The following is a 12910-nucleotide window of genomic DNA, read 5'->3' as shown; positions in this document are numbered from 1 at the left end:
TGGCGATGCGCCCCGGAGCGGTGGTTGGCTGGAGCATGGCCTATTTCCTCGAGTACGTGGTCCCGGCGGAGAGCGGAGGAGCGGAGGTTCCCCTCGACGACGCCAATGACGGGTTCACCGTCCCCCTCGGCGAGACCGCGGAACGAGTGGTCCACCTGGACGCCCTTCCCGCCCGCAGCCGCATCGTGGCCGACGGGCTCGAGGACGCGCGCGCCGAGGCGGAGCAACTCCTCCGGCACAGCAAGGCCGACGCCGGCGAACTCTACGAGGACGCCGACGACTCCCTCGAGGCCGGCTCCGGCCGGCGGGTGGGAGCGTTCCGCGAGGGCTCGGGATGGAGCGAGGGCTGATCCGCTACCAGGTGTCCTTCGTGTAGGTGCTGTTGAGCCGGGCGATCAGGACCCCGAGTTTCTCCACGTCCTCCGGCGCCCAGCTGCGCATCAGCGCGGTGAACGCCGTGCGACGCCCGGTCTGCGCAGCGGCGAGCTGCTGTTCGCCCAGCGCCGTCAGGAGGACGCGTTGCGAGCGGGCATCGTAGGGATCGAGCTGGCGGCTGACGAGTCCCAGCCGTTCGAGCCCGGCGAGCTGCCTGCTCACGGAGGGCTTCCCCACACCGATGCTGGCGGCGATGTCGGTCGCCCGCAGCGATCCTTCCCGCTGCAGGAGCGTGAGGATCCCGTACGCGGCCGGCTCCATCTCCGGATGCACGTTCTTCGCGAGGGCGTGCGACGTCGTCCGTTCCCGCCGCCACAGCACGCTCGTCTGCTCTTCCAGCACCTCGATGGCCTGATCGAACTCTCCGCCGTCGCGCCCCTCCGCTGTTTCCATGGGGGAAGCGTATAGATGCCCGGGGCACAGTGGGCCCTATTCACCGGAATTCGCCCGAATTCGTCGGAATTCATGGGGAGAAGTCCGAAGATGTCAGGCCGCAGGCACACCGTGTACGCGCACGAAGTCCCGGTGCATCTGTGTCTGGGTGAGCGCGGACAGCAGCTGGAAGCCGTGCAGCCCGTCCCACCCGGCCGTCCACGTCAGTCGTGCGGCGATCGCCCAGACGGCCGGTTCCCCGGAAGCCCCGTCCGACGCCGCGAGCACCTCGGCCACCTCACGTGCCCGCCGTAGCTGGTGCTCCGCACACTCGTCCGCCCGACCTCCCAGCCCTGCGAACCGGTAGCCGTGTCCCGGGAGCGCCTCGTACTCCCCGTAGCGGCGCACGCGCTCCACGGACTCGAGGAAGTCGGCGAGCGGGCTCGACGGCGTTCCGCCGCCCAGGCCGAGACCGGAGAACACCGTCGGCAGCACGTGGTCGCCCGTGAGGAGGAGCCCGCGGTCGTCGTCGCGCAGGCAGATGTGCCCGGGAGTGTGTCCCGGCGTCGCCATCACCTCCATCCGGAACCCCGGGACGTCCAGGACGTCGCCGTCGGACAGCACGGAGTCCACGGCGAGCACCAGCCCGGCAGGAGAGCGGTCCACGAACTGGGCCAGTTCGCTTCTCCGGTCGGCGGGAACGCCCCATTCCTCCAGCCGTCCGGCGGCCTCGTCGAGGTCGAGCAGCCGGTCGCGGTGCCGTTCGAGGGCCTGGCGCTCCCTGCCGTGCATCGCGAGTTCCGCGCCCGATGCGTCCCTCAGCCGGGCTGCCATCCCCACGTGGTCCGGGTGCAGGTGCGTGCCGGTGATGCCCGCGACGGCGTCGGCGCCGCCTCGTCCCGGAGCGATCTCCGCGAGCGCAGAGATCAGCCGCGCCCAGTTGTCGTCGGAGTCCCAGCCGGGATCGACGACGTGGATGCCCCCGTCCTCGTCCCGCAGAAGATAGGTGAAGGAGTACGCGAGATGTCCGCCGGGCATGGGCTGGGCGAGGGCCCACACGTCGTCACGCACCTGGTCCAGCGGGGGGAGTTCGCCACGCTCCAGGGCGTCGGTCTGCTGCCTGCTCGTGCTGTCCATGGGTCCTTCCGGAGTGTCTGGTCCCATTCAAGCAGTGCGCGGGGGTGCCCGCGACGGCCTGCCGCCGGTGTCCGCACGCCGCCCGGCCCGCACCGTGCGAGGATGGCCGGATGACGGTGCCGGCCGATGTCCTGCTCGAGGGTCCACGCGGCCGCCGGCTCTGCCTCGAGCTCGCGCTGCTGCTGGCGCCGGACCTCCGGAGCCCGGTCATGCGCCTGGCCGGCGCCCTCGACCCGGCGTCGGGCACCTCGCGTGTCACCCTCGTCCTCGCCGCATCGGACGACGACGGGCCGGCCATGCACCCTGGACGACCGGACGCGACGACGCCGGCCGGGGTGGCGGCCCGGATCGCCTCGATCAACCCGGGGGACATCAGCGACAGCAGGATCCTCGACGCGTTCGGGCAGTCGGTCGGCGCTGCCCGCGGCTGGCAGGAACCCGACGGGGAGGACGTCCTCGCCTCGCTCCCGGTCATCCGCGAGTCGCTCCTCCCCGTCGCGGGGCGGGTCCTGGCATCCACTACCGGACCGTGGCTGGCATCGGCCCGGCGAACCGTGCAGTGGCACCTCGACTGGCGCGTCCCCGAGGACCCCGTGCACCTGCCAGGGAGCCCGCGGGAGGCCCTGGCAGCCTGGGCCCGCGGCGCGCGTGCCGAGGAGGAACGGGCCCGGCACGATCGTCCGAGCGACCCCCGTGCCCCCTACTCCGGCACCTGGTGGTCGCTCCCCGAGGGGCTCCTGCAGACGGTCGGGAACATCCCGGCCGCACTGGATCTCGTGGAGGACGCCGCGGGCGAGGAGTTCGCCACGGCCGTCCCGGTCCGCGGTGGCGGCCGCACCTTCGAGGTGGCCGTCGAGGAGGACTGGGCGGCCCTGTGCCGCGAGTACCCCCTCAACGTCACCGCGTCCCGCCGCCACGACTGGTACCGGACCACCGGCCGTGCCGGCGGCTGGGTGATCCCGGACTGGGAGCGCGTCGCGGGGGACTGGGACGCCGTGCATCTCTCCGCCCTCGGCTACCTCCGGTGCGCCACCCGGGCGCTGCGGGTCGAGGCGGACACGGCATCGGTGATCGCCGGCTGGAACCCGGACACCACGGTGTGGCTGACCGACGTCGCACGCGAGTCGGTGGAGCCGCGGCAGGCATGGCAACGGCACCAGGACACCATGGCCTGGGCACCGGCACAGCAGACCGGGTGACGGCGTGACCGACGGCGCCGGTCAGCCGCCGAAGAGGGCCGCGACCCGGGTGAGGGTCTGGAAGACGCCGTAGGCGAGAGGCACTCCCACGAGTGCCCAGACGACGGCGATACGTGCTCCGGCCATGTCAGGCCTCCTTCGCGAATTCTCGGGATGCGTCCGCCGTCGGTTCGTGGAAGCGCGGGTCCACGGGCCGGACGAGCAGGTTGGCGATGAAGCCCACGACCAGCAGCCCCACCATGGTGAGGAGAGCCGGCTGGTAGGCCCCGGCGTTCAGCTCCCCGGGCGTTCCCTGCGAGTCGAGGAAGGCGTTGACGATCAGCGGCCCGGCGATACCGGCGGCCGACCACGCGGTCAGCAGGCGGCCATGGATCGCACCGACCTGATAGGTGCCGAAGAGGTCACGCAGGTAGGCCGGTACGGTGGCGAATCCGCCGCCGTAGAAGGAGATGATCACGAAGGCCAGGGCGACGAACAGCAGGGTGGTGGAGGACCCCGCGAGGGCGAGCACCAGGTAGAGCAGGGCTCCCACGCCGAGGTAGACCATGTAGATGCGCTTACGGCCGATGAGATCCGACGTCGTGGACCAGGCGAACCGTCCACCCATGTTGCCGATCGAGAGCAGGCCCACGAAGCCACCGGCGACGGCGACGGACACCGCCGTCGTGCCGTCCGCGCCGCGGAAGAAGTCCTGGATCATCGGGGCCGCCTGCTCGAGGATGCCGATACCGGCCGTGACGTTGCAGAACAGGACGATCCAGACGAGCCAGAACTGGCGGGTCCTGATCGCATTGGCGGCCGAGACGTTGTCGGTGGTGACGAGGGGCTTGGACTTCAGCTGCGAGGGGTCGAACCCCGCGGGCTTCCAGCCCTCCGCCGGCACCTTGATGGTGAAGGCGCCGAACATCATGTAGACGAGGTAGACGACGGCGAGGGTCAGGAACAGCTTGCCCACGGCGTCGCCGCTGGCCACCCAGCCCTCGGCCCCCGAGTTCGGGTCGTACATGCGCAGCAGTTGGGTGGAGAGCGGGCTGGCGATCAGGGCGCCGCCGCCGAAGCCCATGATGGCCATGCCCGTGGCCAGGCCCGGGCGGTCGGGGAACCACTTGATCAGGGTGGATACCGGGGAGATGTAGCCGATCCCCAGGCCGATGCCGCCGATGACCCCGTAGCCCAGGTAGACGAGCCACAGCTGGTTCGTGAAGATGCCGAGCGCCCCGACCAGGAAGCCGGAGGTCCAGAACAGCGCCGAGGTGAACATGGCCTTGCGGGGGCCGTTGCGGTCCACCCAGGTGCCGAGCACCGCGGCGGACAGACCCAGCATCACGATGGCGATCGAGAAGATGATGCCGACCTGCGTCAGGGTCGCGTCGAAGTGCGCCGTGAGTGCCGTCTTGTACACGCTGGTCGCATAGGCCTGGCCGATGCACAGGTGGACGGCGAGCGCCGCGGGTGGGATGAGCCACCGGTTGAATCCCGGTGGTGCGATGGTGTGGTCGCGGTCGAGCCAGCTCATCGAGAGCCTTTCTGTCAATGTGGGCGGCCGCCCCCCGGCCAAGATCCTGTCCAAGGCAAGTATGGTGTGCATCACATGGATGTGGGGTATTTCTCGATCGGCGGTACTCCCCGCGCGACGAATGGCGGCCCGCGTGGTATTTCACAAGCAGGCTTAGCATTTTCGCCTAAACTGGCGCCCATGCCCACCACGGAACAGGCCCCCGACACCCGATTGAAGCGCGGCATCTCGGGTCCGCTGCTGTACCTCTTCATCCTCGGCGATGTCCTCGGCGCAGGCGTGTACGCGCTGGTCGGCGTGATCTCGGCGGAGGTCGGGGGCGCCATCTGGGTGCCCCTCATGGTGGCCCTGGCCCTGGCCCTCCTGACGGCGGGATCGTACGCAGAGCTCGTCACCAAGTACCCGAAGGCCGGTGGCGCGGCGGTGTTCGCCGAACGGGCCTTCGGGAAACCGTTCATCTCCTTCCTCGTGGGCTTCTGCATGCTCGCGGCCGGCGTGACGAGTGCCGCAGGCCTCGCCCAGGCGTTCGCGGGCGGCTACCTCACCACCTTCATCGATGTGCCCGCCGTTCCCGCGGCCCTGGTGTTCCTCGTCCTGCTCGCCCTGCTCAACATGCGCGGCATCAAGGAATCGGTGCGCAGCAACGTGGTCATGACCGTGGTCGAGGTCTCCGGGCTCGTCCTGGTCATCGTCGTCGTCGGCATCTTCCTCGCCGGCGGCAACGGCGACATCTCCCGCGTCACCGAGTTCCCACCCGGCGTGAGTGCGGGCACCGCCGTCCTCTCCGCGGCGCTCATCGCGTACTACTCCTTCGTCGGCTTCGAGGTCTCCGCGAACGTCGCCGAAGAGGTCCGGGACGTCAGCCGGGTGTACCCGAAGGCCATCTTCGGCGCCCTGCTCACGGCCAGCGTCGTCTACCTCCTGATCGGGCTCGCCTCCTCCGCGGCGCTCGCCCCGGAGGACCTGGCCGGCTCCAGTTCACCCCTGCTCGACGTCGTCGCGGCCACCGGAGCGGGCATCCCGAACTGGCTCTTCAGCCTCGTTGCCCTCATCGCCGTCGCCAACGGCGCGCTGCTCACCATGATCATGTCGAGCCGGCTCACCTACGGGATGGCGGAACAGGGACTGCTGCCGTCCGTCTTCGGCCGCGTCCTGCCCAACCGCCGCACGCCCTGGATCGCGATCGTCGCGACCACGCTCGTCGCCATGGCACTGACCCTCACGGGCGGGCTCGAGTCGCTCTCGCAGACCGTGGTCCTGCTGCTGCTCTTCGTCTTCCTGAGCACCAACATCGCCGTGATCGTCCTGCGGAAGGACACGGTGGACCACGGGCACTTCCGCATCCCCGTGGTCTTCCCGTACCTCGCGATCGCGTCGTGCATCCTCCTGCTCACGCAGCAGACCGGGGAGATCTGGCTGCGCGGCGGCATCCTGCTCGCACTGGGCCTGGCGCTGTACGGGATCCAGCGGCTCGTACGGGGCCGGGCGGCGACCAAGGCCTGAGGCGCCGGTGGGTACGGGTGCGCCTACCGCTCCGACCGGGACCAGACCTGGCGCCGGGAGCGGACCGTCTCGCCCGAGGCCGCGCTTCCTTCATGAGCAGCGACAGGTAGTGGTCCTGGCTCGCTTCGGCGAGACTGTACAGGTCGGGGCCGCCCTCGACGCATCCACTCATCCGCACGAGGCACTCGGCGATCGCGATCTCGTCGTCGCTCAGCCGGGCGGGCAGGAAGCGGTTCTCGAACACCCACTCGGTGCCGGCCATGATGCCGCGCAGGAAGAGCCCTTCGAGGTTGCCGCCCTCCCCTGCCGCGACACGGCGGAACGTCGTCGAGACCGGCGTGCGCACATCCCCGAGGTAGTGCACATCGGCGTTGTTGATCTCCCCCCGGTCACCCCTGACCAGCAGCCGGTTGGCCCGGATCCACGAGAAGTACTGCTGCTCGGCGAAGTCGTAGAGCCCCAGCCGGTCCCCGACGTCGAAACGGGCGGACAGCTGCTCCGCGGTGACGGTGACCTCCTCGCGGGGATCCCCGTACCGGTCGGGCCCCTTCACGAGCGGCGACCGGAAGATCGACGCCGTGATCGAGACATCGTCGAACCCGATGCCGAGTGCGCGGCGCATGATGCTCACGCCGTGGTAGTCGTGGCACTGGGCGACCAGCACCTGGCTGATCTGCCCCAGGCGCCCCGACGCGGCGACGCCCAGTTGTGCACGCAGGAGTGGGGACAGGTGGTACTGCTCCGCCACCTGGATGACGGCCCCACGCTCGACCAGCGGATACAGGCTGGTCAGTGCCGCGAGGTCGGGGCCGGGCGGGGTCTCCGTGAGGACCGGGACCTTCAGTTCGGCGAGGTGGCGGATCGCCTCCGGTGCCACCTCCCGTGGGACGGACACGACGACGAACGAGGGCGTTGTCTTCGCCACGAGGTCGTCGATGGAGGCGAAGGCCCGCACCTGCCACGTCCCCTCGATACGGCGGCCGGTCACCTCGTCCCGGGTGACGAGACCCGTCACCTCGAAGCGGTCGGGGAGTTCCCGCGCGACCCGAAGGAAGAACTCGCTCCTCCAGCCGCTTCCGACGATGCCGAACCGGATCTTGTCCCCTGACCTGTCCGCGGTATCGGTCCGTGAATCCATCGGGGGCTCCCTGCCTGACGTGGTTCGGGTGTGGTTGATGCCGGTGGTCCTCAGACCAGCCTGGCGGCCTCGCTGGTCGTCCTGGTGACCGGGACCAGGCGGGTGAGCTGGGTGACGTGCCTGGGTTCGAGTTCGCCGATGTGTGAGACCCCGAGCAGGCGCATGGTGCGCTCGATCTCGTCGCGGAGGATCGCGATGGTCCTGTCGACGCCCTCGCGTCCGCCGGCCATCAGCCCGTAGAGGTAGGCGCGGCCGATGAGGGTGAACTTCGCCCCCAGAGCCATGGACGCCACGATGTCGGCCCCGTTCATGATGCCCGTGTCGACCATGATCGTGGCATCGCTGCCGACTTCCCGGACGACCTGCGGCAGCAGGTGGAACGGGATGGGTGCGCGGTCGAGCTGTCGGCCGCCGTGGTTGGACAGGATGATTCCGTCGACGCCCATCTCCACGAGGCGCACCGAGTCCTCGACGTTCTGGACGCCCTTGATGAGGATCTTGCCGGGCCACAGGTCCCGGATGACGGCGAGGTCGTCGTAGCTGATGGTCGGGTCCATCGCCGCGTTCAGCAGGTCCCCCACCGTGCCGCCGGTGTCGCTCAGGGACGCGAACTCCAGCTTCGGGGTGGTGAGGAAGTCGACCCACCACCAGGGCCGCGGGACGGCATTGAGGATCGTCCCGATCGACAGCTGCGGCGGGATGGAGAAGCCGTTGCGCTTGTCGCGCAACCGGGCACCGGCAACCGGGGTGTCGACGGTGAACATGAGCGTGTCGAAACCGACCTCGGCGGCACGTTTGACGAGGTCGTAGGAGATCTCCCGCTGCCGCATCACGTACAGCTGGAACCAGTTGCGCCCGTTCGGGTTGGCCGCCTTCACGCCCTCGATCGAGGTCGTCCCGAGCGTGGAGAGGGTGAAGGGGATACCTGCGGCAGCGGCCGCACCTGCGCCGGCGGTCTCCCCTTCGGTCTGCATGAGCCGGGTGAATCCGGTCGGCGCGATGCCGAAGGGGAGCGCGCTGGGACCGCCGAGGATCTCCACCGACGTGTCGACGTGCTCGGCGGGGCGCAGGATCGAGGGGTGGAACTCGATGTCCTCGAACGCCTGGCGGGCACGGCTCAGGGACAGCTCGCCCTCGGCCCCGCCGTCGGTGTAGTCGAAGGCGGCCTTCGGGGTGCGGCGCTTGGCGATGGTCCGCAGGTCCCCGATGGTCAGCGCGCCATCGAGCCGCCGCTTCTTGCCGTTGAGTTGGATCTTCTTGAACTGCATCAGCTCAAGCATCTCCGCCGGAACGGGAAGTTGACGCTTCGTCATTGGAGGGTCCTTTCACCTGCAGGAACACCGAGGGGAGGGCTGTCTCGTGCCCTGCAGTCGCGGTGGTCGTTGCTTGAAACGATTCAAAGTATCGGGCCCACCCTACCAAGAAGGAGCAGAAGCTTCTACAGGTCCCCGGAACCCCGACAGCAGGCGTGCACGGCGCTCCGGGCCCCATGCACCGGCGCCGCGGAAGGCGAGCCCGTCTTCCGCGGGCACCGACGACAGCCCTAGTGAGCAGCAGACCCGACGGCAGGACCGGTCCGGGTCCGTCCTTCGGTGGCGCACGGCGATGGGACGTCCGGCGCTGGGCCGGATGACTCGACCCACTGCTGCCACTCCACCAGCTCCACGGACGGGCCGTCGTCCCGCTGGTCCCGCCGGGACAGGACGGCGCGCGCTTCCGCCGGTAGATGGACGCGGTGGTCCGGGCTCAGAGGCAGCACCGTCAGGACCAGGGCGTCCTCGGCACCGACGTCCAGGCCGTCGAGGTCGACGACCCAGGGCGAGCCGTCCCAGAAACGGTCCGCCACCACGGTGCTGCCGACCATCAACTGGGCGACATCACCCGTCCAACTGATCTCCAGTTCACGTCGTCGTCGCTCCATGCCTCGCGGCCCGTCGGCACCCTCTATCCGGTAGGAGGCCGCCAACCGGGAGATGTCGTCCTGGGTCGGGGCGCTCGCTCGTCCGGCCGATTCGCCATAGCCTGTCGGCACCGCCTGCGCCGCTCGTCGGAGAATGACCGGGAGGCGCCGACGGCCGGCGGCGGCGTCCCGCAAGGCCTCGATCGGCACAGGCACGACGGCGCGCGCCGACGTGTCGTACCGGCGGACCTCCGGCTCGGGCGCCGCCGTCCGCCCGCCGAGCGCACCGTCCGCCTCGAGCCAGACCGGATCGTCCGACAGCACCAATTGCCGCTCCGCGCCGTCGCCGAGCACCCAGGCCCGGTCTGCCTCCGACGCCGGGAGCACGACGACGTCGATGTGTGCTGTAGGCGTGGAGCATCGGTACCTGCAGACCCGGGTGACCAGCCCTGGCCCGCTCGAGGCGTCGTCGTCGTCGTCCTCGTACCGGGTCACGGCAACGTCGTCGGCCCATCTCCATGCCAGCGGGATGCCGTGCTCGGCCGTGAGGACGAGCACCGTGATGGCGCCGTCCTGCAGCGTGGTCAGCGGCGAAGCGGTCGCCCATTCGAGCTCGACACCGTCGATCATCAGCCCGAGGGGCCAGTGTGCGAGGGTTCCGGCCGGTATGTCCACGGGATCGGTCGGAAACTGCCTGGGCCCGTCGTCCATGGCCACCGCGAACCGGACCTGCTCATACGTCCGCAGCGGAACGTGGGGCTGATGCCACGTGATGAAAAGGAAGGCACTTCGCCCGTCGCTGCGTACGGCCCACCGGAGAGTCCTCGCGTCATCGACACCGGCTGGTTCCACGGCCGGGAGCTTCGATTCCATGGAGCCGAGGGACGGGCCGAAGGCGGCCAGGAAAGCGTGCTGGCGACGTAGCAGGTTGTGGCTCGGCCCCAGCCGCCCCGAGGATCCGATCGGGGCGTGGAAGTCGTAGTCGTACCGGGGCAGGTCGTTCGGATACCCGGTGTCATGGGACTCCTGCAACCCCGTCCGGTAGGAGTGGTCCCGATCGGACGGGTTCACTCCTCCGGCATACATGTAATAGCCCTGCCAGGCGGAGCCGCTGCCGATCTTGTTGTGCGCGACGGCGGCGATGTCGAACCCGCTCGGACGTGGCCGCCGGTGGTAGGCGGTAGCCATGCCTCCACCGAGCTCACACGTTGCGGGCGGGTAGGGATTCTGCACCGGGGACTGTGCACGGGGGTCGGAACGGATGTCGGCGCCGATACCGGGATCGTCCCACTCATGCGAGAAGAAGAAGTGCGCGCGGAAGCTCTCGTCCCATGGCTGGTCGGCGTCGACCCAGAATCCGTCGCCGTAGCCGCCGAACAGCGGAATGACCTCGTCGAGTGGCAGGTCGGCTCCGCCCCACGCTGTTGCCGTCCAGAAGGGGGCGGTGATGCCGCAGTCGGTGGCCAGGCGCTTGAGGGTACCGATGTGACGGGGCTGATCATAGAGTTCGTTCTCGAGCTGGACGCCGAGGACGGGACCGTCGGGCCGGCAGAAGGGTGCGATCTCCTGACCGAGTCGACAGAGCCACGGTTCGATCAACGCGAGGTAGCCGGGATCGTCCGTGCGGTGCCGAACGGGTGCCTGCTGCACCCAGTCGGGGAAACCGCCGTTGCGGACCTCGCCGTGACACCAGGGCCCGATCCGCACGACGACAGCCAACCCGAGTTCCGCGCACAGGTCGATGAAGGCCGCGATGTCGAGCCTGCCGTCGAACGACACGACACCACGCTGGGGCTCGTGGTGGATCCAGAACACATAGGTCGACACGACCGTGATGCCACCGGCCTTCAGGAGGTTCAGGCGGTCCCGCCACTGATCCCGGGGGACGCGGCTGTAATGGATCTCGCCGGACACCGGGACGACCGGGACGCCATCACGTGTCACGGACCATGGCGTCAGCCGATATCGGGATGGCTCACCGTCCACAGGAGGGTGGGGCTTCCCGAGCTCCCGCGTGGATCGTCCATCGATCACCAGTGGCGGACGTTGCACATCGGAGGTCATCGGTACCGGCTTCCCGCCGGCCTTCCGGCCGGCTTTCCTGGTCACACCTTCGGAAGCGGGTCCCCGAGGGGAATTTCCGAGGAGGATCCGCCACGTGTATGGCATCAATGCCATCTAAGCAAAACAGCGGCGCTACCCGAAATACGTGGAGACGGATACATGATCCTCCATATTGACGGCGTATATCGCTATGTCGCCCGGTGAATCCCGCGCCTAGATTTGGCGCACCGGACCCGGAAGGGTCCACCCGTCCCGCAGTGCAAAGGAGCATGTCATGTTCGGCAACCACTTCTCGGGCCGACGGTCGACGTTGGCCGCTTCGGTGATCATCGTCCTGGCCGGTGGGCTCACCGCGTGCAGCGGTTCCGGCGGGGACACCGCACCGGCGGCGCAGGAGGGACCGGTGGACATCACCTTCCAGTCCTGGGTCCCCAACATCGACCAGGCCGTCGACGCGTACAACGCCTCACAGGACGACGTGAATGTCACGCTGGAGACCATCACGGCCGGCCCTGATGGCGGATACGCCAAGATGCTCTCGGCCGTGCAGGCAGGCAACCCGGCAGATGTCGCGCAGCTCGGGTACGACGCCATCCCGGACTTCCTCGTCAATGATGCGTTGGAGGACATCACCGAGTACGTCGGCGACCAGGAGGACAAGTTCGTCCCCTGGCAGTGGGAGACAGGTGTCTTCAACGACAGCGTCTACGCCGTCCCCCAGGCCAGTGGGCCCCTCGGCCAGTTCTACCGCAAGGACATCTTCGACTCCCTCGGGATCACGTACCCGAAGACGTGGGACGAGTACTACGAGGCCGCGAAGAAGATCCGGGCCTCCGACCCCAACCGCTACATCACCGCCTTTGCCTTCAATCAGGCACCCTGGCTGATCGGGCTGTCCCAGCAGGGCGGCGGCAAGTGGTTCGCCGCCGAGAACGACGCCTGGACCGTCACCATCAACGACGACGAGACGCTGAAGGTCGCCGAGTTCTGGCAGAAGATGATCGACGAGGACCTCGTGAAGATCGAGGCGGACTTCTCGAGCGAATGGAACGCCGATATCCAGAACGGCAACGTCATCTCCTGGATCTCCGGTTCCTGGGCCGACGCCATCCTCCGTGGCACCGCGCCGGACACCGCGGGCCAATGGGCCGTCGGGGCGATGCCCCAGTGGGAAGACGGCGGGGATGTCTCCGCGACGTGGGCCGGCGGTTCAGCCAGCGCCGTGCTCAAGGGCTCCGACCATCCGAAGGAGGCCGCCGAGTTCGCGGCCTGGCTGAACTCCGACCCGGAGAGCGTCAGCATCCTGACCAGCGTGGGCGCCGGGTGGCCTGCCATCGCCGACACCGGTTCCATCGCCTCCCTGCAGGACGATCCCGAGGTCTTCGCCTTCTACGGCGGCCAGGACATCTGGGACGTCTTCTCCGAGTCGGACAAGAACGTCGACAACACCTGGAAGTGGCCGCCCCTGTCCTCGACGCTCTTCGCCTCACTCAGCGACAACGTCAAGACAGCAGTCGAGAGCGGGACGCCGCTGACCGATGCGTACGACAAGACGCAGGATGACGTGAGCACGGCGCTCAAGGACAAGGGAATCGCGGTCAATTGAGCCAGACCCGAGCGGCGGGGCGCATTCCGCGCCCCGCCCC

At 68.9% G+C, this 12910-nt stretch carries 11 protein-coding genes; 4 read left to right on the top strand and 7 right to left on the bottom strand.

Annotated elements, in window-relative coordinates; genetic code table 11:
- Positions 1-35: 35 nt before the first annotated feature.
- Positions 36-350, top strand: a complete 315-nt coding sequence (locus AC0Z9V_RS16245) for a hypothetical protein (RefSeq protein WP_133081393.1) — start codon at positions 36-38, stop codon at positions 348-350.
- Between the two features lie 4 nt (positions 351-354).
- Here AC0Z9V_RS16245 and AC0Z9V_RS16240 read toward each other — a convergent pair whose 3' ends face one another.
- Complete coding sequence (locus AC0Z9V_RS16240; protein ID WP_133081394.1) at positions 355-828, bottom strand: MarR family winged helix-turn-helix transcriptional regulator; 474 nt, start codon at positions 826-828, stop codon at positions 355-357.
- Positions 829-921: 93 nt separating this feature from the next.
- Positions 922-1944, bottom strand: coding sequence for an MBL fold metallo-hydrolase (locus AC0Z9V_RS16235; RefSeq protein ID WP_485142116.1), 1023 nt, complete (start codon positions 1942-1944; stop codon positions 922-924).
- A gap of 110 nt (positions 1945-2054) precedes the next feature.
- Between AC0Z9V_RS16235 and AC0Z9V_RS16230 the strand changes: the two genes are divergently transcribed.
- Positions 2055-3143: a hypothetical protein gene (locus AC0Z9V_RS16230; RefSeq protein ID WP_485142115.1), complete on the top strand. Its 1089-nt coding sequence runs from the start codon at positions 2055-2057 to the stop codon at positions 3141-3143.
- A gap of 21 nt (positions 3144-3164) precedes the next feature.
- On the opposite strand, the gene AC0Z9V_RS16225 is transcribed toward AC0Z9V_RS16230, so the two are convergent.
- Both AC0Z9V_RS16225 and AC0Z9V_RS16220 read right to left on the bottom strand, forming a co-directional pair.
- A complete protein-coding gene (locus AC0Z9V_RS16225) occupies positions 3165-3269 on the bottom strand; it encodes an MFS transporter small subunit (RefSeq protein WP_420808225.1) in 105 nt (34 codons plus the stop codon).
- A gap of 1 nt (position 3270) precedes the next feature.
- On the bottom strand, positions 3271-4659 hold the full coding sequence (locus AC0Z9V_RS16220; RefSeq protein ID WP_133081396.1) for an OFA family MFS transporter: 1389 nt from the start codon (positions 4657-4659) through the stop codon (positions 3271-3273).
- 180 nt (positions 4660-4839) lie between these two features.
- Here AC0Z9V_RS16220 and AC0Z9V_RS16215 point away from each other — a divergent pair, with 180 nt between their 5' ends.
- On the top strand, positions 4840-6162 hold the full coding sequence (locus AC0Z9V_RS16215; RefSeq protein WP_485142114.1) for an APC family permease: 1323 nt from the start codon (positions 4840-4842) through the stop codon (positions 6160-6162).
- Here the strand turns inward: AC0Z9V_RS16215 and AC0Z9V_RS16210 are convergent.
- The 3 genes from AC0Z9V_RS16210 to AC0Z9V_RS16200 form a co-directional block, all read right to left on the bottom strand.
- Positions 6050-7300 (bottom strand): Gfo/Idh/MocA family protein, encoded by a 1251-nt coding sequence (locus AC0Z9V_RS16210; RefSeq protein ID WP_485142113.1) that lies wholly within the window; start codon positions 7298-7300, stop codon positions 6050-6052. The genes AC0Z9V_RS16215 and AC0Z9V_RS16210 overlap by 113 nt on opposite strands.
- Before the next feature lie 50 nt (positions 7301-7350).
- Positions 7351-8613, bottom strand: coding sequence for an alpha-hydroxy acid oxidase (locus AC0Z9V_RS16205; RefSeq protein ID WP_485142112.1), 1263 nt, complete (start codon positions 8611-8613; stop codon positions 7351-7353).
- 230 nt (positions 8614-8843) lie between these two features.
- Entirely contained in the window at positions 8844-11144 is a 2301-nt protein-coding gene (locus AC0Z9V_RS16200; RefSeq protein ID WP_485142111.1) for a beta-galactosidase, read from the bottom strand.
- A gap of 394 nt (positions 11145-11538) precedes the next feature.
- On the opposite strand from AC0Z9V_RS16200, the gene AC0Z9V_RS16195 reads away from it, so the two are divergent.
- Positions 11539-12870: an ABC transporter substrate-binding protein gene (locus AC0Z9V_RS16195; RefSeq protein ID WP_485142110.1), complete on the top strand. Its 1332-nt coding sequence runs from the start codon at positions 11539-11541 to the stop codon at positions 12868-12870.
- The last annotated feature ends 40 nt before the right edge of the window (positions 12871-12910 follow it).

The sequence above is a fragment of the Arthrobacter sp. UYP4 genome (genome assembly GCF_057291175.1).
The sequence above is the reverse complement of the archived record's forward strand: the minus strand, read 5'-3'. Positions and strand labels throughout refer to the sequence as shown.

Excerpts from the sequence above, each read along its gene's own strand:
- AC0Z9V_RS16225 (WP_420808225.1), bottom strand. The coding sequence starts at position 3,269 with ATGGCCGGAGCACGTATCGCCGTCGTCTGGGCACTCGTGGGAGTGCCT.
- AC0Z9V_RS16195 (WP_485142110.1), top strand. The coding sequence starts at position 11,539 with ATGTTCGGCAACCACTTCTCGGGCCGACGGTCGACGTTGGCCGCTTCG.
- AC0Z9V_RS16220 (WP_133081396.1), bottom strand. The coding sequence starts at position 4,659 with ATGAGCTGGCTCGACCGCGACCACACCATCGCACCACCGGGATTCAAC.
- AC0Z9V_RS16205 (WP_485142112.1), bottom strand. The coding sequence starts at position 8,613 with ATGACGAAGCGTCAACTTCCCGTTCCGGCGGAGATGCTTGAGCTGATG.
- AC0Z9V_RS16245 (WP_133081393.1), top strand. The coding sequence starts at position 36 with ATGGCCTATTTCCTCGAGTACGTGGTCCCGGCGGAGAGCGGAGGAGCG.
- AC0Z9V_RS16235 (WP_485142116.1), bottom strand. The coding sequence starts at position 1,944 with ATGGACAGCACGAGCAGGCAGCAGACCGACGCCCTGGAGCGTGGCGAA.
- AC0Z9V_RS16240 (WP_133081394.1), bottom strand. The coding sequence starts at position 828 with ATGGAAACAGCGGAGGGGCGCGACGGCGGAGAGTTCGATCAGGCCATC.
- AC0Z9V_RS16215 (WP_485142114.1), top strand. The coding sequence starts at position 4,840 with ATGCCCACCACGGAACAGGCCCCCGACACCCGATTGAAGCGCGGCATC.
- AC0Z9V_RS16210 (WP_485142113.1), bottom strand. The coding sequence starts at position 7,300 with ATGGATTCACGGACCGATACCGCGGACAGGTCAGGGGACAAGATCCGG.
- AC0Z9V_RS16230 (WP_485142115.1), top strand. The coding sequence starts at position 2,055 with ATGACGGTGCCGGCCGATGTCCTGCTCGAGGGTCCACGCGGCCGCCGG.